Source organism: Mesorhizobium sp. WSM4845 (assembly GCF_055811455.1).
Genome location: NZ_JBVVQA010000008.1, coordinates 194,133 through 219,137, shown reverse-complemented (window position 1 = coordinate 219,137; position 25,005 = coordinate 194,133). Strand labels below are relative to the sequence as shown.

The window sequence follows — 25,005 nt, the reverse complement described above, 5'->3', positions numbered from 1 at the left end:
GACGCGCCGCTCAGGCGCCGGTGATCAGCTTCCCGGCCTTGGCGATCCACGAGCCCGCATTCTCGCGCGGCTCGAGCCCACCAGTCTGCAGGAGCTTGTAGGAATCCTTGTACCACACGCTGTCGGGATAGTTGGTGCCGAGCACAGCAGCGGCAGTCTGCGCTTCCGATGTCAGCCCCATCGCATAATAGGTTTCGGTAAGGCGCGCGAGCGCTTCCTCGACATGGCGCGTGTTGGAATAGGTCTCCACCACGACGCGGAACCGCTTGACGGCGGCGATGTATTCACGGCGCTCGAGATAATAGCGGCCGATCTGCATCTCCTTGCCGGCGAGTTGGTCGTTGGCGAAGCGGATCTTTTCCTTGGCGTCGTCGACATATTCGGAATCGGGCCAGCGCGTCACAAGATCCTGCATCGTCTGCACGGTCTGACGCGCTTCCTTCTGGTCCTGGGTGACATCCCTGATTTGCCGGTAGTAGCTCAGCCCGATGATGTACTGGGCATAGGCAGCGTCGTCGGTCGACGGATAGAGCGTGAGATAGCGCTTGGCCGAACCGATAGCCTCGGTATAGTTGCCCTGGCGATAGTCGGCAAAGGCGCCCATCACCATCGATTTGCGGGCGTATTCGGAATAGGGATGCTGGCGGTCGACCGCACTGAATTTGCGGCTCGCCTCCTGCAGGCGCCCGGCATTCAGATTGGCGAGGCCCTGATTGTAGAGAACGTCTGCCGGCTCGGTCTGCTCGACATAGGTCGACAGGTCGACATCCTTTTCGGACGACATGCAGGCCGACAGGAACAGCGATGGAACAACCACCGAAAGCGCCAGGAAAACAGCCCGATGCGGCGCTTTCGATTGACCAATTCGCTTGAAGAACATGATTGGATTCCGCCCTTTCGGCGTCATTTCAGTCGACATTTCGCCCTGGGCAGCAGGCATAACCATAATCGCCGTGCCCGGCAACGCTATCTCCGGCCATTCGCACATTTTTGTGGCAGCCTGGCGCAGCCCGCACACTTGCGTGATTTCGCCGGCCGATGGTGCATTCATGCAACACAGGCCGGCGGCCATAAAACGCAAACGTTAAGAATCAGATCATCCAGGGCGCGTAGACAGGTGCATAGACGGCGCTCTTTTCGACGGTGCGACCGCGCTCGCGGCGTGTCGTCTCGACGATCTCGAACGCCGAACGGTCCGACAAAAGGCGGCGCAGCGCTGCCGCATTCAGCCTGTGGCCGCCGCGATAGGAACGGAAGCAGCCGATGAACCGGGCGCCGGCCAGCGCCAGATCGCCCATGGCGTCCATCGTCTTGTGGCGCACGAATTCGTTGGGATAGCGCAAGCCTCCGATGTTGATCACGCGGTTGTCGTCGCCGATCACCAGGGAGTTTTCCAGCGAGGAGCCGAGCGCATAGCCGGCTGCCCACAGCCGCTCGACGTCCTTCATGAAACCAAAGGTACGGGCCCGCGCGATGTCGCGGCGAAAAATGTCGGCGTTCATGTCGGATGCAAAGAGCTGACGGCCGATCGCCGGGCTTTCGAAATCGATCTCGATTTCGAAGCGCGTGCCGTCATAGGGCCTGAACTCCGCCCAGGAGGCACCGTTCTCGATGCGAACCGGCTTGACCACCCTGATGTAGCGGCGCTTGACCGGCAGCGTATCGATGCCCGCCTGGTCGATAGCCTCCACGAACGCAATGGCGCTGCCGTCGAGGATCGGAACCTCACGGCCGTCGATCTCGATGACGACATTGTCGATGCCGAGCCCGAAAACCGTGGCCATCAGATGTTCGACTGTGGCGATGTGCTCGCCTGCCGGATCGCCGAGCATGGTGCACAGATCGGTGGCGCCGACCTCGGAAACCAGCGCGCGGAACTCCCGGACTTCGCTTCCATTCGAAAGCTGGAACACGACACCCGTATCAGCGTCTGCCGGCAGGAAATGAACGGTAACGGAATTGCCGCTGTGAACACCGGTGCCGGTCAGCGTCGCACGCGATTTAAGTGTCGTCTGATAGTCGTGCAAAACAAACCCCATAGCCCATACTGCCTACGTCCGCTTCATAAGCCCAAGGGCGCGGCTCTTTGATCGGCAGGCAGGGCCACTTCCCCGAATCCCAGCAAACCGAAATTGATCGCGGCGAAGATAGTGGTCCGGCAGAAAGTCTCCAAATCACGGTTTCTTACTCTGTGTAACCGCGATCCGAACCGGATACGGTCTCATAACTCCTTGTTTTACAAGGAACTTTTAGCGTTAACAGGCAAACAATTTCTTGTCTGCCTGTTAACAACTGTTACGGTCCGTTAACAGGTTAGTTGGCCTGGCGGCGCAGGAATGCCGGAATCTCCAGCTGATCGTCTTCCTGGACGGCCCTGCTCTGCGGCGTCAGCCGGCCCTGGTCGTCCAACTGGCCGCGGCGTGGCGCGTAAAGCTGCGGATCCTGGCTGGCAAGGCGGCGCACTTCGGGTGCCGCCTGGCGCAGTTTCGGCTCGCGCGGCTGCGCCGGCTGCAGCCGTGCAGGCTCTTCTTCGCGACGGGTAAGGCCGTTGGTCAGGCGCTTGAGCAGTCCCATCGGTCCGCTATTCTCGTGGTCGGCCGGACGGCTTTTGGCTTCCACCTCGGCTTTCACCACCGGCGGAAAGTCCTCGACGCGCGGCATGCGCTGGGGCGCTGCCCGCTGAAGCACTTCACGCTGCGGCGCGGGCTGCATCGTTTGCTGAACCATTGGCTGCAGCATCGGCTGCGGCTGGGCCGGCGGCGCCTGGAAGATCTTGCTCTGCGGGCGGAAATCTTCCGCCTGGGAGGCCGGCGCGGGACGCGCCATCGCCGCCGCATTGGCCTCGGCGAGCTGGATTGCCTCGGCGACCGGATCGGCGGCGCGCGGCTCGTAGCCTCCCTGCTGGACAGGCGCCGGACGGCTTTCCGTGACCGGAGCGGCCGGGCGGCTGACCGGCCTTGGCGGAGCCGTGCGGATGGCGATCGGCGCGGCAGCGATTTCTGCCGCCGATTTGTCGATGCCGGTAGCAACCACCGAGACGCGGATGACGCCTTCGAGATCCTCGTCGAACGTCGCACCCAGGATGATGTTGGCTTCCTGGTCGACCTCCTCGCGAATTCGGGTCGCCGCCTCGTCGACTTCGAACAGGGTCAGGTCGCGGCCGCCGGTGATCGAGATCAACAGCCCCTTGGCGCCCTTCATCGAGGTCTCGTCGAGCAGCGGATTGGCGATCGCGGCTTCGGCGGCGGCCATGGCGCGCCCCTCGCCGGAAGCTTCGCCCGTCCCCATCATCGCCTTGCCCATCTCGCGCATGACCGAGCGGACGTCGGCGAAGTCGAGGTTGATCAGCCCTTCCTTGACCATCAGGTCGGTGATGCAGGCGACGCCGGAATAGAGCACCTGGTCGGCCATGGCGAAAGCGTCGGCAAAGGTCGTCTTGTCATTGGCCAGCCGGAACAGGTTCTGGTTGGGGATGACGATGAGGGTATCGACGCATTTCTGCAATTCCTCGATGCCCAGATCCGCCGTCTTCATGCGGCGCTGGCCTTCGAAATGGAACGGCTTGGTGACGACGCCGACGGTGAGAATCCCCTTCTCGCGCGCCGCACGTGCAACCACCGGCGCGGCCCCCGTGCCGGTGCCGCCGCCCATGCCGGCAGTGACGAAGCACATATGGGTGTTGGAGAGATGATCGACGATCTCGTCGATGCATTCCTCCGCCGCGGCGCGTCCGACTTCCGGCTGCGACCCCGCACCCAGGCCCTCGGTGACATGCGCGCCGAGCTGGATCAGGCGATCCGCCTTGGACATGGTCAGCGCCTGCGCATCGGTATTGGCCACCACGAACTCGACGCCGCGCAAGCCGGCGGTGATCATGTTGTTGACGGCATTGCCGCCGCCGCCGCCGACACCGAACACGGTGATACGCGGCTTCAGCTCGGTGATGTCCGGCTTTTGCAGATTGATGGTCATTGTCTCCGTCCTTTGCCTTTCCCGCCGCTTCGCCGCTGCGGCCGCCTATGGGGCTGTCCCCGTCAATTTAAAAACTGTCTCTCAACCACTGACTCATTCGATGCAGTTTTCCGCCAGTTCCGGTCATCCTGAGACCAGAAATTCCTTTCGCCGGATGGCTCTCGAAATTCGCCATCTGCGGGTAGATCAGAAGCCCGACTGGCGTCGAGAAAGCCGGCCCCTTGGCCGCCTCCGGCAGGCCCGCTACACCGAGCGGACGGCCGATGCGCACATTGCGTCCGAGAATGCGGCGCGCTGCCTCGGGCAGGCCGGAAAGCTGGCTGGCGCCGCCGGTCAGCACGACGCGCTTGCCGGCCGCGTTGCCGTAGCCGGACCTGTTCAGCCGGTCGCGCAACAGTTCGAGCGTCTCGTCGATGCGCGCCCGGATGATGCGCGTCATCACCGAACGCGGGATCTGAAGCGGCACCTCGCCGTCCTCGCCGATCGGCTGTATCGAGACCAGGTCGCGGTCGTCGGCACTGCCGGGCAGCGCCGAGCCATGCATCACTTTCAGCCTCTCGGCGGCATCGAGCGAGGTTGACAGGCCCTTGGCCATGTCCAGCGTGACGTGGTTGCCGCCGATGGCGATGGCGTCGCCATGAACGAACTTGCCTTCCGAAAACATCGAGATCGTCGTGGTGCCGCCGCCCATGTCGATGCAGGCTGCGCCCATCTCGAGTTCGTCGTCGACCAGTGCGGCAAGACCGCTGGCATAGGGCGTCGCCACCATGCGCTCGACCGACAGGTGCGAACGGTTGATGCAAAGCTCCAGATTGCGCAACGGTGCCGCGTCACCCGTCAGCACGTGCATGTCGACGCCGAGCTGGTCGCCGACCATGCCGCGCGGATCACGCACGCCGCGCTCGGCGTCCAGCGAAAAGCCGACGGGAAGCGAATGGATCACTTCGCGCTCGGCCCGCAGCGCCTGCTTGGCGCCGGCGGCAAGCACGCGCTTGATGTCGGCCTCGTCCGCCTCATGGCCGCCAAGGTTGATGGTTGCCGAGAAGCTTTCGCTCTTCAGCCGGCCGGCCGTCATGTTGACGATCAGCGAATCGACGGTCAGCCCGGCCATGCGCTCGGCGGCATCGACGGCAAGGCGAATGGCGTGCTCGGCCCTGTCGAGATCGATGACGACACCCGATTTCACGCCTTGCGACTTCTGGTGGCCGATGCCGATAACCTGTATGCGATGCGAGCGCCCGCGCAGCAGCATGCCGTCCTCGCGCGGCTTGAGCTTGGCCACCACGCAGCAGACCTTGCTCGAGCCGACATCCAGCACCGTCATGATGCCGGATCGGCGCGACGAGGCATCGCTGTTGCCGCCAAGCCAGCTCATATCTTCGTCTCCGGCTTGCGCTTCGGCATTTTCGGCTTTTCATTGAGCGCGGCCTGACGCTGCGTCGCCGCCTCCGGCGTCAACTGGACGACGAGGCGATCGGAAAGGCGCATGTCAACGGCGGCGATATCGCGCGTCAAAAGCCCGTTCTCTCGGTCCATCCTCAGCAGATCGGCGATCGCCTGGTCCTCGCCATCCTCGGGGAGCTTGACCGTGATGCCGTTTTCCAGCTTCAGGTCCCAACGTCGTTCGCCGATGCGGATGTAGCCTTTGATCCGTGCGGCAAGCTCTGGGTATTTCTTGATCCTGGCCAGGAAATCCGGCGCCTTGGCCGGGGCGCCGGTGCCGACGATCAGCGGCAGCAGCGACTGCTTGCCGCCGGAGAATGGCGCGATCACGGCGCCGGAGCGCTCGATGACCGAAAGCTCGCTGCCCTGCTGCCAGAGCGCGAAGGGCTCACGCTCCTCGATGCGCACCTCCAGCGTGTGCGGATAGACCTTGCGCACCGCCGCGACCTCGACCCAGGGCAGCGTGGCGATGCGTTCCCGCGCGGCTTCGGCATCGAAGCCGATCAGCGACGTCCAGCCATCGAGCTGCATCCTGTCGAGAATATCGATCTCGGAGGTTGCGCGGTTGCCGACGACCTTGATCTGGTCGACGGCAAAGCCCGTGCGCGCGGTGATGCCCTGGACGATAGCGTCGACATGCCCGCCGAGATAGGCGCCATAGGCACTGCCCGATACGAGCAGCGCCGCCGACAGCACGGCTGCGGAAAACGGCGGCACCTCGAAGTCGTCCTCGCCCAGACGCGCCAGCATGCGCGCCGGCCGGCGAAGCAGGCGCGGCAGCACGAAATGGTCGAACGACAACGCCACGCCGAACAGCGTCGGCCCGGCCGCGCCCTTCCCCTTGCCCTGTCCCCACCTCAACGCAGACACGAAGCGTCCTCCACCATCCAACTCAACAAATCGCCGAACGAGTGTCCCGCCTGCGCGGCGATCTCAGGCACCAAGGATGTCGGCGTCATGCCGGGCTGAGTGTTGACCTCGAGCCAGACAATTTCGCCGTTCTCGGAGTGTCGATCATCATAACGGAAGTCCGACCGGGAAACGCCCCGGCAGCCGATGGCTTGGTGAGCCCTGAGCGTCAGTGTCTGTATTTTTTGGTAAATATTCGGTGAAATTTTTGCAGGGCATTCGTGTTTTGATCCGCCCGCGACGTATTTTGAATCATAGTCGTAGAAGGAATGGCCGGTCGGGATGATCTCGCAGACGCCGAGCGCCACATCGCCCATCACCGCGCAGGTCAACTCCCGCCCGTGCACATAGCGCTCCGCCATGACGGTATCGCCATACTTCCAGTCGGACGAACCGATGACCTGCGGCGGATGCGACTGCCCTTCGTGCACGATGACGACGCCGAAGCTCGACCCCTCATTGACCGGCTTGACGACGTAAGGCGGCTTCATCGGATGCTTGTTCTGGATGGCGAAGCGATTGACCACCTTCGATTCGGCAACCGGTATGCCGACAGACTTGGCGATCTTCTTGGCTTGTTCCTTGTTCATGGCAAGCGCCGAGGCGAGCACGCCGGAATGGGTGTAGGGGATGGCAAGATATTCGAGGATGCCCTGGATGGTGCCGTCCTCGCCGAAAGGACCATGCAGCGCATTGAAGACAACATCAGGCTTGAGCTCAGCCAGCACCGATCCAACATCGCGCGAGACGTCGACGCGAGTGACCTGGTAGCCTTCCGTCTCGAGCGCATCAGCACAGGCTTTCCCCGAAGACAAGGACACGGGCCGCTCGGACGAGAATCCACCCAGAAGGACGGCCACGTGCTTGCTTTTCATTTCCCGTCATTCCCTATCACGGCGGGCCCTTTCACTGCGGGTCTGCATCTCACACGCCCCGGAAAGGGCCATACACTCAAACGCTCGGAGCAGTCCCTGCTCTGATGATTTCTGCACCATCGAGTCCCCGAGTTTCCCGGCAGGCAACCCCCTGACGGAAAAACGCTGGTGACGCGTCGAAACGACTCAAATCAGGAAACGCTTCAGGGCAGAGAATCAGAGAGTGCAATCGCTGGCAAGTCCTTACGATTCCGCGAGATTCACTTTCCGCAAAAACGGCCGCGAAAACTGTGTTGTTGAGTCCTTACAGCAACTGTCCGAGGAATTCCTGGACCTCGTGCCCTGGCCGGAATTTGCCGATGCGCTTGATTTCCCAATGCAGCCGGATGCCCGACCTTTCGAGCACGCGCGCGCGCACCGTCTCGCCAAGATATTCAAGGTCGTAGCCCGTCGCGGTTCCCGTGTTGATCATGAAGTTGCAATGCATCGGCGACATCTGCGCGCCGCCGATCATCAGCCCCCGACAGCCCGCCCTGTCGATCTCCTTCCAGGCCGAGGTGCCCTCCGGATTCTTGAAGGTCGAGCCGCCGGTCTTTTCGCGGATCGGCTGCACGGTCTCGCGATGATGCTGGACGGCGTCCATTGCCGCCTTGATCGCGGCCTTGTCTGCCAAAACGCCTTCGAACACCGCTGATGTGAAGATCAGCCCGGCAGGTGCTGCCGAATGGCGATAGGCGTAGCCCATATCAGCGTTGCTCAGCGTATGCACATTGCCCTTGCGGTCGAGCGCCCGCACCTCGACAACGCGCTCGCGCGTCTCGACGCCATTGGCGCCGGCATTCATCCTCAGCGCACCGCCGATGGCGCCCGGAATGCCGTGGTAGAACTCAAAGCCGCCTATGCCAGCTTGATAGGCGACAGCGGCAAGGCGTTTGTCGGGCGTGGCCGCGCCCGCCTTGATTGTGGTCGGCGCAATCACTTCGGCTTCGCCAAAGCCCTTGGCCGAAAGCCGGATGACGAAGCCCGCAATACCGCCGTCACGGACAAGCAGGTTCGAGCCGATACCGACGGTGGTCAGCGGCATCTCTTCGGGCACTGCCCCCAGGAACGCAGCGAGATCGTCTTCGTCGGCCGGCTGGAACAGCGCGTCGGCCAGCCCGCCGGCGCGGAACCAGGTGATCTTGTCCATCTCGGCATTGGGCGTGATGCGGCCGCGCAGGCCGGCAAGCCGGCCGCCAAGCTTGTCGATCAATGCCTGGCCACGCATCATGAGGCAGTACCGCCGAGTTCCCTGGGCAGCGCGTAGGCCCATTGCGTGATGTTGCCGGCACCGAGGAAGACGATGAAATCGCCTGGTTTGGCCAGGTCGCGGATAACCGGCGCAATCGCCGCGGGGCCTTCGATGTAGCGCGCGTCGCGATGGCCGCCGGAGCGGATGCGCGACACCAATGCCTCGGACGTCACCCCGTCGATCGGCTCTTCGCCTGCCGCATAGACCGGCGCCACCATCACCGTGTCGGCATCGTTGAAGCAGACGGAAAACTCGTCGAACAGGTCGTGAAGCCGGGTGAAGCGGTGTGGCTGGGCAATCGCGATGACGCGGCCCTTGGTGGCATCGCGCGCCGCCTTGAGAACCGCCGTGATCTCGACCGGATGGTGGCCGTAATCATCGAACACATCGACGCCGTTCCACGAACCGGTACGGGTGAAGCGCCGCTTGACGCCGGCGAAGGACGACAGGCCCTTCCTGATCGCCTCGGCCGAAAGGCCGAGCTCATGCGCGACGGCGATCGCCGCCGTCGCATTGGCGACGTTGTGACGGCCGGGCATCGGCAGGCGCAGGCCTGATATCGTCGACTCGCCGCCGGTCTTGCGGTCGCGGATCACCACGTCGAATTCCGAGGTCGGGCCATCCATGCGGTGATTGATGAAACGCACGTCGGCCTGTGCGTTCTCGCCATAGGTGATGACGCGCCGGTCCTCGATGCGGCTGACCAGCGCCTGCACCTCCGGATGGTCGGTGCACATGACGCCGAAGCCGTAGAACGGCACGTTTTCGACGAACTGGCGAAAGGCCTCGCGCACCTTGTCGAAGGAGCCGTAATGGTCGAGATGTTCGGGATCGATGTTGGTGACGACGGCAATCTCGGCCGGCAGCTTCAGGAACGTGCCGTCGCTCTCATCGGCCTCCACCACCATCCATTCGCCATCGCCCATGCGGGCGTTGGTGCCGTAGGCATTGATGATGCCGCCATTGATCACGGTCGGATCGAGCCCGCCGGCCTCGAGCAGCGTCGCCACCATCGAGGTCGTCGTCGTCTTGCCATGCGTGCCGCCGATGGCCACCGCCTGCCGGAAGCGCATCAGTTCCGCCAGCATCTCGGCGCGACGGACGATGGGAAGCAGTTTCTCGCGTGCCGCCTTCAGCTCCGGATTGGATTTCTTGATCGCCGTCGAGACGACGACCACTTCGGCATCGCCGATATTGTCGGCATGGTGACCGACGAAGCACTCGATGCCCTTGTCGCGCAGCCGCTGCACATTGGCGCTGTCGGCCTGGTCGGACCCTTGCACCTGGTAGCCGAGATTATGCAGCACCTCGGCGATGCCGCTCATGCCGATACCGCCGATGCCGATGAAATGCACGAGGCCGATCGTCTGCGGCATCTTCATACGTGCGTCTCCTTCCTGAATTCCGATACGCTTTTCTTCGACGCAATAGCCTCTGTCAGATCGGCGAGCAACCGTGCCGCGTCCGGTTTTCCGGCCGATTTCGCCGCCGCTGCCATCGTGGTCAGCCGCTCCGGATCGTCCATCAGCGCTCCGACGAGCGCGGCGATGCGCTCGGACGAAAGCGTCGATTGCGGATGCACTTCGGCGCCGCCTGCCGCGGCCAATGCCGCAGCATTGGCGGCCTGGTCGTGGTCGAGCGCATGCGGATAGGGCACCAGCAGCGCCGGCCGGCCGATCACCGCGATTTCCGATACGGTCGATGCGCCGGATCGTGACATCACCAGGTGCGCCGCAGCCATGCGCGCCGCCATGTCGGTGAAGAAGGGCGACACCTCAGCCTCGACGCCAAGGACGGCATAGGCCGCCTTCACCCGCTCGACATCGTCGGCACGCGCCTGCTGGGTGATATCAAGCCGCTTGCGTTGTGCATCGGAAAGCTGTCGAACCGCCGCCGGCACCGCATCGGAAAAGAACTGTGCGCCCTGGCTGCCGCCGAACACCAGGAAGCGGAACCGCTGCTCCCCGGTCGACGCCGCATAGGGCGTCTTTGCCGCCTCCAGCACTTGCGGCCTGACCGGATTGCCGGTCGTCACCGTCTTGGCGCCTGCAGCGCTTGAATCTTCTGGCAAAAACCCGCCGGCGATGGCATCGACACGGCCGGCGAGCGCCCGGTTGGCGCGCCCCATCACCGCGTTCTGCTCGTGGATCAGCGTCGGCACCTTGCGCCGCGTCGCCGCATAGAGCGGCGGCAGCGTCGGATAGCCGCCGAAACCGACCACCACGGCTGGCTTGACCCGGCCGATCACGGCCGATGCCTGCCGCACGCCGCCCCAGATCTTCCAGAAGGCGGCGAGCACGGCGAAAGGATTTTTCGAGCCGATAGTCGCCGACTGGATCGGATGGATACCCGCGGCCGGGAACTGGCCGGCAAAACGCTCGGCACGATCATCGGCGGCCAGATGCACCGTCCAGCCGCGCCTGATCAGCTCGTGCGCCAGCGCCTCGGCCGGGAAGAGATGCCCGCCCGTGCCGCCGGCCGCCAAAAGGATCGCGCCCCTCGACATTTCACTCCGCCGGCATGGCGCGCTGCGACGGCGCGAAGCCCAACTGCTTGCGCTTTTCCGGCCGCTTGCGCGTCAGCGCCAGCACCATGCCCATCGAGATGGCGATGGCGATCTGCGAAGAGCCGCCATAGGAGATGAACGGCAAGGTCATGCCCTTGGCCGGCATCAGCTGCAGATTGACGGCCATGTTGATGACCGACTGCAGACCGAAGACCGTGACCAGGCCGCCGACCGCATAGCGTGTGAAATCGTCCTGCTCCTTGAGCGCGGTGCCGAGGCCGCGCAGCACGATGAAGGCGAAGATGGTCATGATGAAGAAGCACATGATCAGTCCGAACTCCTCGCCGGCCACCGAGTAGACGAAATCGGCATGGCTGTCGGGTATCACCCGCTTGACGGTGCCCTCGCCCGGCCCGACGCCGAACCAGCCGCCATTGATCAGCGCATCGCGGCCCATGTCGACCTGGAACGTGTCGCCCTCGCCGGTCGTGAAGCGATCGATGCGGCCGGCGACATGCGGGAACACGGTGTAGGCGGCAAACACGCCGCCGACGCCGACAGCGCCCAGCGCGATGATCCACAGCCATGGCAGCCCGGCCATGAAGAACATCACCCCCCAGGTGCCGAGCACCAGCATGGTCTGGCCGAAATCGGGCTGTGCTACCAGCAGCGAGATGACGAGGGCCAGCAGCAGCATGGCGAACAGATTGCCTGGAATGTCGGGCTGGCGCTTGTGTTCGGCAAACAGCCAGGCGCAGATGACGACGAAGGCAGGCTTCAGGAATTCCGACGGCTGCAGCGACACGCCGGCGAGCGACACCCAGCGACGCGCGCCCTTCACCTCGACGCCGATGTAGAGCACCGCCAACATCAGCACCAGCGTGATGCACAGCATCGCCAGGGCCATGCGCCTGATCTGCCGCGATTCCAGGAAGGAGACGGCCAGCATCACGCCAAGTGCGGGAATGGTGAAGATGATCTGCCTCGTGGCGAAGTGGAAACTGTCCAGGCCGATGCGCTGGGCCACCGCCGGGCTTGCCGCGAAGGACAGCACGATGCCGAGCCCCATCAGCGACAGGAACGCAGCCAGGAACCAGCGATCGATCGTCCACCACCAAGTGGCAACCGGGCTTTTGTCGAGACGGCTTTGCATTATCGTGCCCCTCCGATGAGCTTCACGCCATCAATAGTGCTCGCAGCTTGCCTGAAGGCTTCGCCGCGCACTTCGAAATTCTTGAACTGGTCGAAACTGGCGCAGGCCGGTGAAAGCAGCACCACCACCTCGCCGTTGCAGTCGTCCCTGGCCGCGTCGCTTGCCGCATGCTCGACTGCTGCGGCAAGCGTGCCGGAGATCTCGTAGGGCACCGCCTCGCCAAGCGTCGCCGAGAAGGCTGGTGCGGCCTCGCCGATCAGATAGGCTTTGGCGATGCGCGGAAAGAGGCCGCGCAACGGCTCGATGCCACCCTCTTTCGGCAACCCGCCGGCGATCCAGTAGATGCGCGGAAAGGAGGACAATGCGGGCGCAGCCGCATCGGCATTGGTCGCCTTGGAATCGTTGATGAACAGCACATGGCCCTTGCGGCCGACCTGCTCCATACGGTGCGCCAGCCCGGGAAAGCTCTCCAGCCCCGACTGGATCTCGCCCAGATCGAGCCCGACCTTGAGGCAGGCGGCGAGAGCGGCCAGCGCATTCTGCGCATTGTGCTGGCCGCGCAGCGAGCCGATGCCTTCGAGAAAGGCGACCCGGCTGTAACGGCCGTGCACCGCCTCCATCAGATCGGTGCCCTCGGCGAAATAGCCGTCGGTCAGCGGCAGGCGCTTCGAAATGCGGATGACGTGCCGGCCTGCCCGCTCCAGCCGGTCGGCGAGCTGGGCACACCAGGAATCGTCGACGCCGACGATGGCCGTCTCGCTGCCGGCCGCCAGCCGTTCCTTGATCGCGGCGTAGTGCTGCATCGTGCCATGACGGTCGAGATGATCGGGCGTCAGGTTGAGCAGGACGCCGGCAGTCGGATTGATCGAGGGCGCCAGGTCTATCTGGTAGGACGAGCATTCCACGACATAATGCCGCCCCGGCTCCGGCGGATCGAGCGTCATCACCGCGCGGCCGATATTGCCGCCCATCTGCGTGTCGCGTCCGGCCGATTTCAGGATATGCGCCGTCAGCGCCGTGGTCGTCGATTTGCCGTTGGTGCCGGTTAAGGCGACGAAGGGTGCAGCCGGCGCCAGCAAGGTCCGCTGCCGGCAGAACAGCTCGATGTCGCCAATGATCTCGACGCCTGAAGCGCGCGCCAGTTCCACTGTCCAGTGCGGCTTCGGATGCGTCAGCGGCACGCCGGGCGACAGCACAAAGGCCGAGAATTTCGCCCAGTCGGCGCCACGCAGGTCGCCGGTCGCGATACCGACGGCCGCGGCATTGGCGACACTGCCGGGATTGTCGTCCCAGGCGAGCACCTCCGCCCCGCCCTCGATCAACGCGCGCGCAGTGGCGATCCCCGAGCCGCCGAGCCCGAAGAGTGAAACGCGCTTGCCTGCGAAGGATGCGGCGGGGATCAAGCGGCCTCCTATCGCAGCTTGAGGGTCGACAGGCCGACCAGCGCCAGGATGACGGCGATGATCCAGAAGCGGATCACCACCTGGCTTTCGGTCCAGCCGAGCTTTTCGAAATGATGGTGGATCGGCGCCATCAGGAATACCCGCTTGCCGGTCATCTTGAAGTAGCCGACCTGGATGATGACCGACAGGATCTCGACAACGAACAGGCCGCCGACGATGACCAGCACGATCTCGTGCTTGGTGGCAACCGCAACCGTGCCGATCAGGCCGCCAAGCGCCAGCGAGCCGGTATCGCCCATGAAGATCGCCGCCGGCGGTGCGTTGAACCACAGGAAGCCGAGGCCGGCGCCGATCACTGCGCCGAGGACCACCGCCAATTCACCGGTGCCGGGCACGAAATGGATCTGCAAATACTCGGCGAACACCGCATTGCCGGACAGGTAGGCGATGACGCCGAAGGACGCCGCCGCGATCATGATCGGCACGATCGCAAGGCCGTCGAGGCCATCGGTCAGGTTCACCGCGTTGCCGGCGCCGACGATGACGAAGCACGAGAACGGGATGAAGAACCAGCCGAGATTGATGAGGAACTCCTTGGCGAAGGGGAAGGTCAGCGACGATGAGAACGGCGCCTGGCCATTGTGCATGATCACCCAGGCGGCGATGCCGGCGATGACGAATTCAAGCCCCAGCCGCGCCTTGCCAGAGAAGCCGAGATGCGATTGCTTCGTCACCTTGAGATAATCGTCGTAGAACCCGATCGAGCCGAAACCCAGGGTCACCAGCAGCACCACCCAGACATAGATGCTGGACAGGTTCGCCCACAACAGCGACGAGCCGATGATGCCGCACAGGATCATCAGCCCGCCCATGGTCGGCGTGCCGGCTTTCTTGAAATGCGTCTGTGGCCCGTCGGCGCGGATCGGCTGGCCCTTGCCCTGCCGCAGCCTCAGCGAATTGATAATGGCCGGGCCGAAGATGAAGACGATCAGCGCCGCGGTGATCAGCGCGCCGCCGGTGCGGAAGGTTATGTAGCGGAAGACGTTGAAGACCGAGATCTTGTCCGCGAATTCGACGAGCAGTGTGAACATGCGATTCGGTCCCCGGACCTGGCTCTAGGTCTGTTTGGCGGTTGCGGCTGCCGCCGGAAATTTGCTGAGCAGTGCGTCGACCAATTTGGAAAACCCGATGCCTTTCGACGATTTGATCATCACCACGTCGCCCGGCTTCAGTGCCGACAGAAGCACCAGTTTCAGATCCTCTGCGCCGGCGCGATACTCTGTCTCGATCTCATCAGGCAGGATATCGGCCAGCGCCCGCATTTGCGGGCCGGCGAGAAACACCGTGCGCGTGTCGGTGCCGACGATGAGATCGGCAAGGGCGGCGTGCAGCTTCGCCGAATGGTCGCCGAGCTCGAGCATGTCGCCGAGCACCGCGATGCGCCTGCCTTCGCCCGACACCGGCGTCGCGTTGAGCAGCGCCATTGCTGCGCTCATCGACGCCGGATTGGCGTTGTAGCTCTCGTCGATCAGCGTGATCGGACCTTTCGGGTGGCGCAGCACATGGCGCTTGCCGCGTCCGCGTTCGGCCGAAAGATCGGCCAGCGCCGGCGCCACCCTGGCGATGTCGGCGCCGACCAGGTGCGCGGCGCCCAGCACAGCCAGCACATTCTGCACCATGTGTCGGCCCGGCGCGCCGACCCTGGCGGTGATCTCCTGACCGCCGATCTTGGCGGTGATGACGGAATGATCGGCATGCAGCGCGCATGTCAGCAGCTTGAAGGTCGCACGGGCATTCTCGCCAAAGCCGTAGATGTGCTCGACGCCGGCGGTTCTCGCCATCTTGTCCAGAAGCTTCCAGCGCGGGTCGTCGCGGTTGAGAAGGACGGCGCCGTCCGGTTCCAGCCCTTCGAAAATCTCGGCCTTGGCTTTGGCGATCTCGTCCAGATTGCGGAAGAAGCCGAGATGTGCCGCGGCGATCAGCGTGACGATGGCGACATGCGGCCGGACCATCCTGGCCAGTGGCCGGACCTCGTCGGGATGGTTCATGCCGATCTCGAACACGGCATAGTCGCAATCCACAGGCATCCGCGCCAGCGTCAGCGGCACGCCCCAGTGGTTGTTGAAAGACTGCGCCGATGCGTGCACCTTGCCGACCACTGACAGCACATGGCGCAGCGCTTCCTTGGTGGTGGTCTTGCCCGCCGAACCGGTCACCGCGATGATCTTGGCATTCGAGCGCGCGCGGGCGGCCAGCCCCAGCTTTTCCAGCGCGGCCAAGACGTCCTGCACGACGATCATCGGCGCCGTCAGCCGCCCGAGCGACGGCAGCTTGCCCTCGGCGACGACCAGCACGCCGGCGCCGGCCTTGATGGCGGCGGTCGCGAAATCATGGCCGTCCATCGCCTCGCCCTTGATCGCGAAGAAAGCATTGCCCGGCTCAAGGCTGCGGCTGTCGATCGAGATGCCGCTGATACCCTCCGGCATCGGACCGAGCGGTCGTCCGCCCATGGCGGCGACGAGATCCTCTGAGGTCCACAGGAAGCTCATGCGGCGTGCTCCTGCAGCGCGGCGCGGACTTCCTCATGGTCGGAAAAATGCAGCGTCTCGGCGCCGACGGTCTGGCCTTCCTCATGCCCCTTGCCGGCCACGATCAGCGTATCGCCGGCATGGAGCATGGCGACTGCCTGGTAGATCGCCTTGCGCCGGTCGCCGATCTCGATCGCGCCGGGTGCAGCGGCAAGAATCGCAGCACGGATCGTTTCGGGCACTTCCGAGCGCGGATTGTCGTCGGTGACGATGACGACATCGGCGAGCCGCGTGGCGATCTCGCCCATGATCGGACGCTTGCCGCGGTCGCGGTCGCCGCCGCAGCCGAACACGACGATGACGCGGCCGGTGGTGAACGGCCGCACCGAAGCCAACACGTTTTCCAGCGCGTCCGGCTTGTGCGCGTAATCGACATAGACCGGCGCACCGTTGGCAGCGGTGCCAACAAGGTCCAGCCGGCCCGGGGCGCCCTTCAATTTCTCCAACGCCATCAGGGCTTTGGCGGCAGGTGTTCCAGTAGAAATGGCGAGGCCCGCCGAAACCAGGGCATTGGCGATCTGGAAATCGCCGGCCAGCGGCAGGTCGATCTCGTGGAGAACGCCATCGACTTCCACCTCGGCACGCTGGCGGTGGCGCTCGTGCTCGACCCGCTTCAGTGTCAGGAACTCGCCGTGGCGGCCGACCGTCAGCACATCCAGTCCCGCGGCCCTTGCCGCCTGGATCGTCGGCTCCGACCAGGGATCGTCGGCAAAGATGACGGCCGGCGCGCCCTTCGGCAGCAGCGCGTCGAACAGGCGCAGCTTGGTGCGATGATAGTCCTCGACTGTCGGATGATAGTCCATATGATCGCGGCCGAGATTGGTGAACCCGCCGGCTGCGAGTTTCACGCCGTCAAGCCGGCGCTGATCGAGACCATGGCTGGAGGCCTCCATCGATGCGTGGGTGACGCCGGCATCCGCCAGTTCGCGCAGCAGCCTGTGCAGGTCGACCGGGTCGGGGGTGGTCAGCGAGCCGTACTCGTTGCGGCGCGGCGCCACCACGCCGGTCGTGCCGATCGAAGCAGCGGCAAAGCCTGACTGCTCCCAGATCTGCCTGGTGAAAGCCGCAACCGATGTCTTGCCGCTGGTGCCGGTCACCGCGACCATGGTTTGCGGCTGCCTGCCGAAGTAGCGGGCGGCACTCAGCGCCAGCGCCAAGCGCGGATCGTCGACGGCGAAAACCGGCACCGGCAGTCCGGTGGCGCCGCTGCCCTTGCCGGCTACGATCGCTGCGGCGCCGCGCTTGGCGGCATCGGCGGCATAGGCCCCGCCATCGGTCTTGGTGCCAGCGAGCGCGAAGAAGACCACGCCCGGTCCTACCTGGCGGGAATCCGAAGAAATCCCGGTAACCTCCGTATCGAAGGACGCTGTCCCCTCGACAGGCAGGATACCGGCTAGGTCTTTCAGCTTCATCGAACCCCGTTCATAGCAACAAAATAGCGCGCAGTTGCCGGCGCGCCCTCAGAATCACTGATAGGAAACCAGCGTTGCGCCATTTTCATGGCTGAAATCTGGCTTCACGCCAAGCATGGAAGCCGAACGTCGGATAATGTTTGCAGCCATGGCGCCAGCATTCGAGGCGGCCGTCGCACCCATGCCGGGTTTTTCCGGCTTCGGTTCGTCGGCGATGGTAAGCACGATGTATTGCGGATCGTCCATCGGGAAAGCCGCAACGAAGGCGTTGAAGTTCTTGTCCTTTGAGTAGCGGCCGTTGACAACCTTCTCGGCCGTTCCCGTCTTGCCGCCAACGCGATAACCTGGAACCCTGGCGTTCCTGCCTGAGCCTTTCTCGGAATTGAGTGCATAGAGATAGCGCATGTTCTCGGAGGTCTTGTCGCTGACGACTTTCTTGGCCACCGACATCGCCTGTTCCTGCGCCCGTCTCAGGAATGTCGGCTGGATCAGATAGCCGCCGTTCATCAGCGCGGCACAGCCGACCGCCGTCTGCAGCGGCGTCGTCGACACACCGTGACCAAAGGCGATGGTGATCGAATGGACCTGTTTCCAGACCTTTGGCTCGGTCGGGCGGGCGACCTCAGGCAGTTCCGTCTGCATTCTCTCGAGGATGCCCAGGCGATGCAGGAATTCGCGGTGCCCCTCGATGCCGACCGCTTCAGCTTCCTTGGCCGAACCGATGTTGGACGAATAGATGAACACTTCGGGCACCGACAGCACCCGGGACTTGCCATGAAAATCATGGATGGTCTGGCGGCCGATCCTGATCGGGCGCGTAGCGTCGAAACGGCTTTCCAGCGTCACTTTGCCGGAATCGAGCGCCATGGCGGTGGTAAAGCTCTTCAAGGTCGAGCCCATCTCGTAGAGCCCGGCCGACATGCGGTTCAAGCGGTCCTTGTCGTGCGCATTATAGGGGTTGTTCGGATCGAAATCCGGAACCGAGGCCATCGCGACCACTTCGCCGGTCTTGACGTTGAGAACGACGGCGCCCGCCGCGATTGCGCGGTATTTTTCCATGCCGGTGGCCACCTCATCACGCACGATATGCTGGACGCGCAGGTCGATCGAGAGCTGCACCGGCTTCAGATCCTTGGCCACCGCCAGGCCGGACGCCTGAAGATCGCTCAGCCCCTGTTCGTCGATGTATTTCTCCATGCCGGAGATGCCCTGGTTGTCGATGTTGGTGAGGCCGACAATGTAGGACGAGGTTTCGCCGGCCGGGTAGAAGCGGCGCTTTTCGGTGCGGAAGCCGATGCCGGGAATGCCGAGCTGCAGAATCTCCGATTGTTGCTTGGGCGTCAGTTGCCGCTGCAGCCAGACGAAGCCGGCGCCGCTCTTCAGCTTGTGATAGGTCTGCTCGTAGTCGATTTCGGGAAGCACCGTCGCCAGTTTTTCGATCGCCTCGTCGGCGTCGACAATGCGGCGCGGTTCGGCAAACAGCGACGCCGTCTTGATGTCGGTCGCCAGAACTTCGCCGTTGCGGTCGACGATGTCGGGCCGCGACGCCGTCACCCGGCTCTGCGGACCGCCGGACAGGTCGGGGTTCTGGAAACCGAGATAGACCAGCCGCCCGGTGATGGTCAGATAGATGCCGAAAAACACCGCCATCGTCATCACGACGCGGGTCCTGCCCTTGCCTCCGGTCGCCTTGCGGGCGCCTTCGACCACAATCGATCCGTCGTCACCGGACTTGGCGCGGCGCGTCAGCAGACTGGTGATCACTGGAAGTCTGGCGATCATTGGACGATGCCTCCGGTGACCACGGGGTCGTTGCCCATCGGTTCCTTGCTGGAACTGTCGGCCATGCCGCCCAGCCGCTCGGACGAAAGGTCCTCGATGGTGAGGGGTTTTGCCGGCAGATCGTCCAGCCCGATGATCTGGCGGGCGCTGACCGGCTCGAGCTCGAGTTGCGATTTATAGGTCTCGGCCAGCTTTTGCAGGCGCGACGGTTGGGTAAGCAGGCTCCAGTCCGCCTTGAGGAGATCGATCGTATCCTCCTCGTAGCGGATCTGCGCCTGGATCTTGTGCACCGCCGCCAATTGTTCCTCGGCCTCGCGCTTGGTCTTGAAGGTCAAGGCCGCGGCCGAAACCATGACGGCGATAAGGACTATGTCGCTGGTACGAAACACGTGCTCACCTCTCTCCCGGCCGCTCGGCACCGGGAAGTTTTGGGTCAGGAAGTTTTGGAAGACCGAAAATCGAAAAATCGCCGGCGCGCGGCGGCGCGTCGGTGCGGATCGCAGCGCGCAGCCTTGCCGAGCGTGCCCGCGGATTGGCCGATATCTCGGCCTCACCGGGCGTCACGCCGCTGCCCACCTTTTTGAAGGTGGCGCTGCGCGCCTGCGCCTCGGGCAGGTGCCGCGATCCGGTCGCCGCATCGGCGCGATCGGCGATGAAGCGCTTGACGATGCGGTCTTCCAGGGAATGGAACGTCACCACGGCCAGCCGTCCGCCCGGTTTCAGCACGCGTTCAGCCGCAAACAGCGCTTTGGCCAGTTCGCCGAGTTCGTCATTGACGAAAATGCGCAGCGCCTGGAAGACGCGGGTCGCTGGATGGATCTTGCCCTTCGGCGCGCGGCCGATATGCGTCTCAATGGCGTCTGCAAGGTCGAGCGTGCGCTCGATCGGATGTTTTTCGCGACGGCTTTCAATCATGCGGGCGATGCGGCCGGCATGGCGCTCTTCGCCAAGAAACCCGAAGATGCGGGCAAGATCACCCACCTTGAAAGAGTTGACGACGTCGGCGGCGCTGAGGCCAGCCTGCGCCATGCGCATATCGAGCGGTCCGTCGGCACGGAACGAAAAACCGCGCTCCGCCTGATCGATCTGCATGGAGGAGATGCCGATGTCGAGCACGACGCCGTCAGCGCTTTCGACATGCTCGTCCAATGTCGAGAACGGCGCCTGAACAAGCCGGAGCCTGCCGCCCGATTGTTGCTCGAGAACACGACCGGCAGCAATCGCATCCGGATCGCGGTCGATCGCGACAACCGAGGCGCCGCTCGCCAGAATGGCTTTGGAGTAGCCGCCGGCGCCGAATGTGCCGTCGACGACCACCTCGCCCGTCTTGGGCGAAAGCGCCTCCAGCACTTCGGCAAGGAGGACCGGAATGTGACGGGCTGGTCCGCCAACGGCGTGAGGGTCATCGCCGTAGCCCGCCATCATTCCGGCCGCTCCCCAGGCTTCGTCCCCTGCCGAAGCTGCAAAAGCCGGGCGCGTGCTTCCGCCCCATAGGCGGTGAGCCGTCCAGGTTCCCAGATCTGAAAGAAATTGCCGCGGCCGACAAAAGCCACTTCCGCGGAAATGCCGGTATGCTCGCGGATGAAATCGGTCATCGAGATGCGGCCGTCCTGATCGAGCTTGAGAAAGGTTCCATCGCCATGGCAGAAGAACGACATGTCGTCCGAGGTTTGCAGGAAGGGGTCTTCCTGCGCGATGCGCTGCTCGTAGCGGTCGAGCAGGTCGAGCCCGCCGACATCCATCGCCGGACGGTCCAGGCAGCGCAGCGCATAGAGTTCCGAATAACCGCGCTTCTGCACAACCGCACGGAAATGCGCCGGAACGGACACCCGCCCCTTCGCATCGATCCTGTTCACCGCGCTTGACAGAAACCGGTCCATTACGCGTTACGGCCGCTTGCGCCGCCGCACCCCTCTGCATCTTCCCGCCCGCGCCGCCGCAGCGCGGTCCCTGCCCAAAACTCACTTCGCTCCAAAAGGCAAAAACAGGCGAACGCGCAGCCGCCGCGGCTGCCCGATTGGCGTACGCTTCACCCTGACGCGGAACGAAGGCTTGAATATCTGAATGGGATATCATGGGGTACTATGGGCGTCAACGGGAATAGGCTTCACAAAACGCGCGCCACAACCGATGAGGGCAGCTTTGACGGCACTCCCGTGTTTATGCTCCATTAAGCCTAACGAAGCGTTTAAAAGGGTTTGGCCTAACCGGAGGCGGCTTGCCGCGGAGCGGCACCACGCATAGCGTCGGCCTGTCTTTTCTCGGTCAGAAACAGGTTCTTTTCTCGGTCAGAAGGTTGAAAATACATGTCCGAAACAGCCAAATCGCGCACGGCCACCCTTGCCCATTTGCGTGGCGTCAAGCTCGCCAAGGGCGACCCGGTCTCGCTGCCGCTGACAATGACGACCACTTTCCATCTGCCCGGCAATCCGGCCGGCGTCAGCCAGTACGGGCGCTACGACAATCCGACATGGGAGGCGGTGGAAGACATGCTCGGCCACCTCGAGGACGCGCCGTCCGTAGCGTTCCCGTCGGGCATGGCGGCGATCGCGGCGGTCTTCTTCGCGCTGCTCAAGGCCGGCGATCGCATCCTGTTGCCATCCGATGGTTACTACACGCCGCGCCTGCTTGCCGAACGCTTCCTCAAACCGTTCGACCTCCCGTTCGACACACGACCGACCGAGTCCTTTGTGGACGGCGGTTTTTCCGGCTACCGGCTGGTGTTCCTCGAGACCCCATCCAATCCTGGGCTGGACATTTGCGACCTGGCCGGCGTGGCGCGCCTTGCGCACGAGGCCGGCGCGCTGGTCGTCGCCGACAACACCACGATGACGCCTTACGGTCAGCGCCCGCTCGACCTCGGCGCCGATATCGTCGTTGCTGCTGACACAAAAGCGCCCAATGGCCATTCCGACGCGCTGTTCGGCCATGTCGCCAGCCGTGACGCCGGCATCATCACCGCCATCCGCGAGTGGCGCAAACTGTCGGGCTCGATCCCCGGACCATTCGAAGCTTGGCTGGTCCATCGAGGCCTCGAGACGCTGGAAGTCCGCTTCGACCGCATGTGCACATCGGCCGAACTGATCGCCCGACGCCTGACAAATCATCGGGCCGTGAACTCCGTCCGCTTTCCTGGACTGGAGGATGACCCTTCACACAATCTGGCGACCACCCAGATGCAGCGTTTCGGCTTCCTTGTCGGCCTCGACCTGGGGAGTGAAGCCAGGGCCGAAGCGTTCATCGGCGCCTGCGCCCTGATCCAGCCGGCGACCTCCTTCGGCGGCGTCCACTCTTCGGCCGAGCGGCGCGCCCGCTGGGGTGATGCGGTGCCGCCCGGCTTTGTTCGCCTGTCGGTCGGCTGCGAGCCGGTGGAAGCGCTTTGGCAGGCGATCGAGGCGTCGCTGGACGGCGTCGACGGTTGACCGAACCGATCACGAAGCCAGATCGTCGGCTTCGATATTGCGCCGGCCATGCAGCACACGCAGGATCTCGACTGCATCCGCGCCGACACGGTACAAGGTAAGATATTCGCCGACGACCAGATGGCGGATGCCGGGCGCAATGTCTTCGCGCGGTGCGCCCGAGAAAGGATGCAGGGTCAGCAAATCACAGCGCCTCTCCAGGATATTCACGAGGCGGATCGCTGCATCAGGGTTGTGTTCGGCAATGTAGTCGCCGATACGTTCGAGGTCGATTACTGCCTGGGGAAGCAGGCGGTATTTCACTCCTCAAGGCCTTTGGCCTCGGCCATTTTCAGATATTTGGCGCGCAGTCGTTCCATGATTGGCGGGCCGTCCAGCGCCGGTCCGCTGTCGATCCCCTCCTGCACCAGCTTGCGCAACTCCTCGAGCGTGTAGCCGTGCAAGTCACGGCGGTCCTTCCATTGCCTGAGTGCGTCGCGGATCACCTCGCTCGCCGAAGCATATTCGCCTGCGGCGACCACATCGTCGACCGCCGCCGCCAATTCCGGCGAAAGCGTGATGCTGCGTTTGTCGACCTGACCCATGGTGCGCTCCTGATACCGCCCGTACTAATGCATGTCGCGCAAAAGTGTGCAGCGGTTCTGCGATAACGACATGCATAAACAACAACCTAAAGCGCGTCGCGAGAGGACGGTCGAACGCGACGCGCTTTAGGAAAGTACGATTTAATCGCACCAGTTTCAAGAAACGCTTGCTCCATGCACAGCCCAGCAAAAGCTGATTCAGTCAATGAAGCGCCTGAACCAGCAAGCGCGCCCGAAGACGCAACCTGCTGATATCAGGGAGTTTCCCCCTAGAATCTGGACGAAAATTGCCAGCTGGCCTGTAAGCCGGGTTCTGTATGGCCCTCGCCCCTTGCGGCGCGAGAACGTGGCGGCCATTCATCTTGGGCGCATGTTGCCATGCGCCTCACGCAACCTACCCGGGCGGTGAGCCGGAAACAGCCCTCGAGGGTTTCCCCTCGCACCGCCCCTATTCGGTCTTGCTCCCGGTGGGGTTTACCGTGCCGCTCCTGTTGCCAGTCGCGCGGTGGGCTCTTACCCCACCCTTTCACCCTTACCACGACGGATCGTGGCGGTTTGCTTTCTGTGGCACTTTCCCTAGGGTCGCCCCCGCCGGCCATTAACCGGCACCGTGTCTCCATGGAGCCCGGACTTTCCTCACCCGCAGCCTTTCGGCTTCGCGGGTGCGGCCGCCCGGCCAGCTGGCAAGGCGTATAAAGGGATTCACATTCGAAAACGCAAACAAAAAAGCAGATCCCGGTCTATTACGCCGGCGCTCCAAGCGCGGCCAGTTGCACTTTGACCTTGCCGCAATAGGCCGCGGAAATCGGGTTCATCCGCTTGGCGCCATGGCCGGCATTGTACTTCAGGATCGTGCCGCAAGTCGTGCCGTCGCCGAGGTTGCGCGCCATGGCGAGGTATTTCATGCCGTATTTGATGTTGGTCTCGGGATCGTGGAGACCCTTGATCGAGCCGCTGTAACCCATCATCCGCGCCGTCGACGGCTTGATCTGCATCAGGCCGATCTCACCGGCGCGGCCGACCTGGTTCGGCTGAAACCTGCTCTCGATCATGATGACGGCCTTGGCGAGCGAGATCGGCACACCATTGCTGGCCGCATGACGCTCGATGATCGTCGAATACTGGCCGCTATCGCCAGCGGCCGCCGGCTTCGGCGCCGCCGCCCGGCTTTGCCGGCCGATCGACGCCGTCGTCGCCTGGTCGATGCGGGTCCTGTTGCGCTTCACATGCCGCTTGGAGACTGCCTTCTTTGCAAGGACTGGCTTCTTTGCAACGACTGCCTTCTTTGCAGAGACCTTTTCCGCCTTTGCGGATGCTGGCTTTTTCGCTTTCACCGCAGCAACTTTTTTCGCCTTTGCGGAGGCTGTCCTTTTTTCTCCGGCATCTTGCCCGGCTTTCGGCGTGGCAGTCTTATCGGACGCGGTCATGAAACCCTGGTCGGCCCGCTGGCTCAACGGCGCGCCATTGGCCGCACCGATGGCAAAAGTCGTTACGCCGGCAGCAACAGCTGCCGTTAAAAGGGTCAATTTCTGCATGGGATCCTGTTCTGTTTGAACCGCGCGAAGAACTTCACGCAGCTACGCCAATCAACGTCGGAACATTTGGGAGGCTGTAGGTCCGACAACTTGCACGGATCGCCTTTGACGGTCGAATTGGCGGCAAAAA

General features: G+C 63.6%; 22 protein-coding genes and 1 other RNA gene. 1 reads left to right on the top strand and 22 read right to left on the bottom strand.

Annotated features, from left to right (window positions below; all coding sequences use genetic code 11):
* Positions 1 to 10: 10 nt before the first annotated feature.
* From AC0L2C_RS12480 to mraZ, 18 genes are all read right to left on the bottom strand, one after another.
* Positions 11 to 880 (bottom strand): outer membrane protein assembly factor BamD, encoded by an 870-nt coding sequence (locus AC0L2C_RS12480; RefSeq protein ID WP_023798747.1) that lies wholly within the window; start codon positions 878 to 880, stop codon positions 11 to 13.
* A gap of 211 nt (positions 881 to 1,091) precedes the next feature.
* Positions 1,092 to 2,039, bottom strand: coding sequence for a UDP-3-O-acyl-N-acetylglucosamine deacetylase (lpxC, locus tag AC0L2C_RS12475; RefSeq protein WP_473523478.1), 948 nt, complete (start codon positions 2,037 to 2,039; stop codon positions 1,092 to 1,094).
* Between the two features lie 274 nt (positions 2,040 to 2,313).
* Positions 2,314 to 3,972, bottom strand: a complete 1,659-nt coding sequence (gene ftsZ, locus AC0L2C_RS12470; RefSeq protein WP_473523477.1) for a cell division protein FtsZ — start codon at positions 3,970 to 3,972, stop codon at positions 2,314 to 2,316.
* Positions 3,973 to 4,039: 67 nt separating this feature from the next.
* Positions 4,040 to 5,347 (bottom strand): cell division protein FtsA, encoded by a 1,308-nt coding sequence (gene ftsA / locus AC0L2C_RS12465; protein WP_023798744.1) that lies wholly within the window; start codon positions 5,345 to 5,347, stop codon positions 4,040 to 4,042.
* Positions 5,344 to 6,285: a cell division protein FtsQ/DivIB gene (locus AC0L2C_RS12460; RefSeq protein WP_023798743.1), complete on the bottom strand. Its 942-nt coding sequence runs from the start codon at positions 6,283 to 6,285 to the stop codon at positions 5,344 to 5,346. The genes ftsA and AC0L2C_RS12460 overlap by 4 nt, the downstream gene beginning before the upstream one ends.
* Positions 6,273 to 7,199: a D-alanine--D-alanine ligase gene (locus AC0L2C_RS12455; protein WP_091594156.1), complete on the bottom strand. Its 927-nt coding sequence runs from the start codon at positions 7,197 to 7,199 to the stop codon at positions 6,273 to 6,275. The genes AC0L2C_RS12460 and AC0L2C_RS12455 overlap by 13 nt, the downstream gene beginning before the upstream one ends.
* Positions 7,200 to 7,503: 304 nt before the next feature.
* Positions 7,504 to 8,469, bottom strand: a complete 966-nt coding sequence (murB, locus tag AC0L2C_RS12450; RefSeq protein ID WP_473523476.1) for a UDP-N-acetylmuramate dehydrogenase — start codon at positions 8,467 to 8,469, stop codon at positions 7,504 to 7,506.
* Complete coding sequence (murC, locus tag AC0L2C_RS12445; RefSeq protein ID WP_473523475.1) at positions 8,466 to 9,872, bottom strand: UDP-N-acetylmuramate--L-alanine ligase; 1,407 nt, start codon at positions 9,870 to 9,872, stop codon at positions 8,466 to 8,468. The genes murB and murC overlap by 4 nt, the downstream gene beginning before the upstream one ends.
* Positions 9,869 to 10,996: an undecaprenyldiphospho-muramoylpentapeptide beta-N-acetylglucosaminyltransferase gene (gene murG / locus AC0L2C_RS12440; RefSeq protein WP_473523474.1), complete on the bottom strand. Its 1,128-nt coding sequence runs from the start codon at positions 10,994 to 10,996 to the stop codon at positions 9,869 to 9,871. Before murG ends, murC begins: the two co-directional genes overlap by 4 nt.
* 1 nt (position 10,997) lies before the next feature.
* A complete protein-coding gene (gene ftsW / locus AC0L2C_RS12435; protein ID WP_473523473.1) occupies positions 10,998 to 12,149 on the bottom strand; it encodes a putative lipid II flippase FtsW in 1,152 nt (383 codons plus the stop codon).
* Positions 12,149 to 13,552 carry a UDP-N-acetylmuramoyl-L-alanine--D-glutamate ligase gene (gene murD, locus AC0L2C_RS12430; RefSeq protein ID WP_473523472.1) on the bottom strand — a complete coding sequence of 468 codons (1,404 nt, stop codon included), beginning with the start codon at positions 13,550 to 13,552 and terminating at the stop codon, positions 12,149 to 12,151. Before murD ends, ftsW begins: the two co-directional genes overlap by 1 nt.
* An 8-nt stretch (positions 13,553 to 13,560) precedes the next feature.
* Entirely contained in the window at positions 13,561 to 14,643 is a 1,083-nt protein-coding gene (gene mraY, locus AC0L2C_RS12425) for a phospho-N-acetylmuramoyl-pentapeptide-transferase (protein ID WP_023798736.1), read from the bottom strand.
* A 24-nt stretch (positions 14,644 to 14,667) separates the two neighbouring features.
* On the bottom strand, positions 14,668 to 16,101 hold the full coding sequence (locus AC0L2C_RS12420) for a UDP-N-acetylmuramoylalanyl-D-glutamyl-2,6-diaminopimelate--D-alanyl-D-alanine ligase (RefSeq protein WP_473523471.1): 1,434 nt from the start codon (positions 16,099 to 16,101) through the stop codon (positions 14,668 to 14,670).
* Positions 16,098 to 17,552, bottom strand: coding sequence for a UDP-N-acetylmuramoyl-L-alanyl-D-glutamate--2,6-diaminopimelate ligase (locus AC0L2C_RS12415; protein ID WP_473523470.1), 1,455 nt, complete (start codon positions 17,550 to 17,552; stop codon positions 16,098 to 16,100). The genes AC0L2C_RS12420 and AC0L2C_RS12415 overlap by 4 nt, the downstream gene beginning before the upstream one ends.
* 54 nt (positions 17,553 to 17,606) lie before the next feature.
* Positions 17,607 to 19,334: a peptidoglycan D,D-transpeptidase FtsI family protein gene (locus AC0L2C_RS12410; RefSeq protein ID WP_473523469.1), complete on the bottom strand. Its 1,728-nt coding sequence runs from the start codon at positions 19,332 to 19,334 to the stop codon at positions 17,607 to 17,609.
* The gene (gene ftsL / locus AC0L2C_RS12405; protein WP_023798732.1) at positions 19,331 to 19,723 is read right to left on the bottom strand and encodes a cell division protein FtsL; all 393 of its coding nucleotides are present in this window, start codon (positions 19,721 to 19,723) and stop codon (positions 19,331 to 19,333) included. The genes AC0L2C_RS12410 and ftsL overlap by 4 nt, the downstream gene beginning before the upstream one ends.
* A 4-nt stretch (positions 19,724 to 19,727) precedes the next feature.
* Positions 19,728 to 20,759 (bottom strand): 16S rRNA (cytosine(1402)-N(4))-methyltransferase RsmH, encoded by a 1,032-nt coding sequence (rsmH, locus tag AC0L2C_RS12400; protein WP_473523468.1) that lies wholly within the window; start codon positions 20,757 to 20,759, stop codon positions 19,728 to 19,730.
* Entirely contained in the window at positions 20,756 to 21,214 is a 459-nt protein-coding gene (gene mraZ, locus AC0L2C_RS12395; protein ID WP_023798730.1) for a division/cell wall cluster transcriptional repressor MraZ, read from the bottom strand. The genes rsmH and mraZ overlap by 4 nt, the downstream gene beginning before the upstream one ends.
* 426 nt (positions 21,215 to 21,640) lie before the next feature.
* On the opposite strand from mraZ, the gene AC0L2C_RS12390 reads away from it, so the two are divergent.
* Positions 21,641 to 22,756, top strand: a complete 1,116-nt coding sequence (locus AC0L2C_RS12390) for a cystathionine gamma-lyase (protein WP_473523467.1) — start codon at positions 21,641 to 21,643, stop codon at positions 22,754 to 22,756.
* A 9-nt stretch (positions 22,757 to 22,765) separates the two neighbouring features.
* Here AC0L2C_RS12390 and AC0L2C_RS12385 read toward each other — a convergent pair whose 3' ends face one another.
* From AC0L2C_RS12385 to AC0L2C_RS12370, 4 genes are all read right to left on the bottom strand, one after another.
* Positions 22,766 to 23,059 carry a type II toxin-antitoxin system RelE/ParE family toxin gene (locus AC0L2C_RS12385; RefSeq protein ID WP_128246406.1) on the bottom strand — a complete coding sequence of 98 codons (294 nt, stop codon included), beginning with the start codon at positions 23,057 to 23,059 and terminating at the stop codon, positions 22,766 to 22,768.
* Positions 23,056 to 23,340 (bottom strand): type II toxin-antitoxin system ParD family antitoxin, encoded by a 285-nt coding sequence (locus AC0L2C_RS12380; RefSeq protein WP_091594133.1) that lies wholly within the window; start codon positions 23,338 to 23,340, stop codon positions 23,056 to 23,058. The genes AC0L2C_RS12385 and AC0L2C_RS12380 overlap by 4 nt, the downstream gene beginning before the upstream one ends.
* 286 nt (positions 23,341 to 23,626) lie before the next feature.
* Positions 23,627 to 24,024, bottom strand: an RNA gene (gene rnpB, locus AC0L2C_RS12375) — RNase P RNA component class A.
* A 59-nt stretch (positions 24,025 to 24,083) separates the two neighbouring features.
* Positions 24,084 to 24,875, bottom strand: coding sequence for a lytic transglycosylase domain-containing protein (locus AC0L2C_RS12370; protein WP_473523466.1), 792 nt, complete (start codon positions 24,873 to 24,875; stop codon positions 24,084 to 24,086).
* Between the last annotated feature and the right edge of the window lie 130 nt (positions 24,876 to 25,005).

Bases quoted from the DNA above. Each gene is read 5' to 3' on its own strand.
- rsmH (WP_473523468.1), bottom strand. From the start codon at position 20,759: ATGATGGCGGGCTACGGCGATGACCCTCACGCCGTTGGCGGACCAGCC.
- mraZ (WP_023798730.1), bottom strand. From the start codon at position 21,214: ATGGACCGGTTTCTGTCAAGCGCGGTGAACAGGATCGATGCGAAGGGG.
- AC0L2C_RS12380 (WP_091594133.1), bottom strand. From the start codon at position 23,340: ATGGGTCAGGTCGACAAACGCAGCATCACGCTTTCGCCGGAATTGGCG.
- murB (WP_473523476.1), bottom strand. From the start codon at position 8,469: ATGATGCGTGGCCAGGCATTGATCGACAAGCTTGGCGGCCGGCTTGCC.
- mraY (WP_023798736.1), bottom strand. From the start codon at position 14,643: ATGTTCACACTGCTCGTCGAATTCGCGGACAAGATCTCGGTCTTCAAC.
- AC0L2C_RS12480 (WP_023798747.1), bottom strand. From the start codon at position 880: ATGTTCTTCAAGCGAATTGGTCAATCGAAAGCGCCGCATCGGGCTGTT.
- murC (WP_473523475.1), bottom strand. From the start codon at position 9,872: ATGAAGATGCCGCAGACGATCGGCCTCGTGCATTTCATCGGCATCGGC.
- murG (WP_473523474.1), bottom strand. From the start codon at position 10,996: ATGTCGAGGGGCGCGATCCTTTTGGCGGCCGGCGGCACGGGCGGGCAT.
- AC0L2C_RS12420 (WP_473523471.1), bottom strand. From the start codon at position 16,101: ATGAGCTTCCTGTGGACCTCAGAGGATCTCGTCGCCGCCATGGGCGGA.
- AC0L2C_RS12410 (WP_473523469.1), bottom strand. From the start codon at position 19,334: ATGATCGCCAGACTTCCAGTGATCACCAGTCTGCTGACGCGCCGCGCC.
- AC0L2C_RS12370 (WP_473523466.1), bottom strand. From the start codon at position 24,875: ATGCAGAAATTGACCCTTTTAACGGCAGCTGTTGCTGCCGGCGTAACG.
- ftsZ (WP_473523477.1), bottom strand. From the start codon at position 3,972: ATGACCATCAATCTGCAAAAGCCGGACATCACCGAGCTGAAGCCGCGT.
- ftsW (WP_473523473.1), bottom strand. From the start codon at position 12,149: ATGCAAAGCCGTCTCGACAAAAGCCCGGTTGCCACTTGGTGGTGGACG.
- AC0L2C_RS12455 (WP_091594156.1), bottom strand. From the start codon at position 7,199: ATGAAAAGCAAGCACGTGGCCGTCCTTCTGGGTGGATTCTCGTCCGAG.
- ftsA (WP_023798744.1), bottom strand. From the start codon at position 5,347: ATGAGCTGGCTTGGCGGCAACAGCGATGCCTCGTCGCGCCGATCCGGC.
- AC0L2C_RS12415 (WP_473523470.1), bottom strand. From the start codon at position 17,552: ATGAAGCTGAAAGACCTAGCCGGTATCCTGCCTGTCGAGGGGACAGCG.
- lpxC (WP_473523478.1), bottom strand. From the start codon at position 2,039: ATGGGGTTTGTTTTGCACGACTATCAGACGACACTTAAATCGCGTGCG.
- AC0L2C_RS12390 (WP_473523467.1), top strand. From the start codon at position 21,641: ATGTCCGAAACAGCCAAATCGCGCACGGCCACCCTTGCCCATTTGCGT.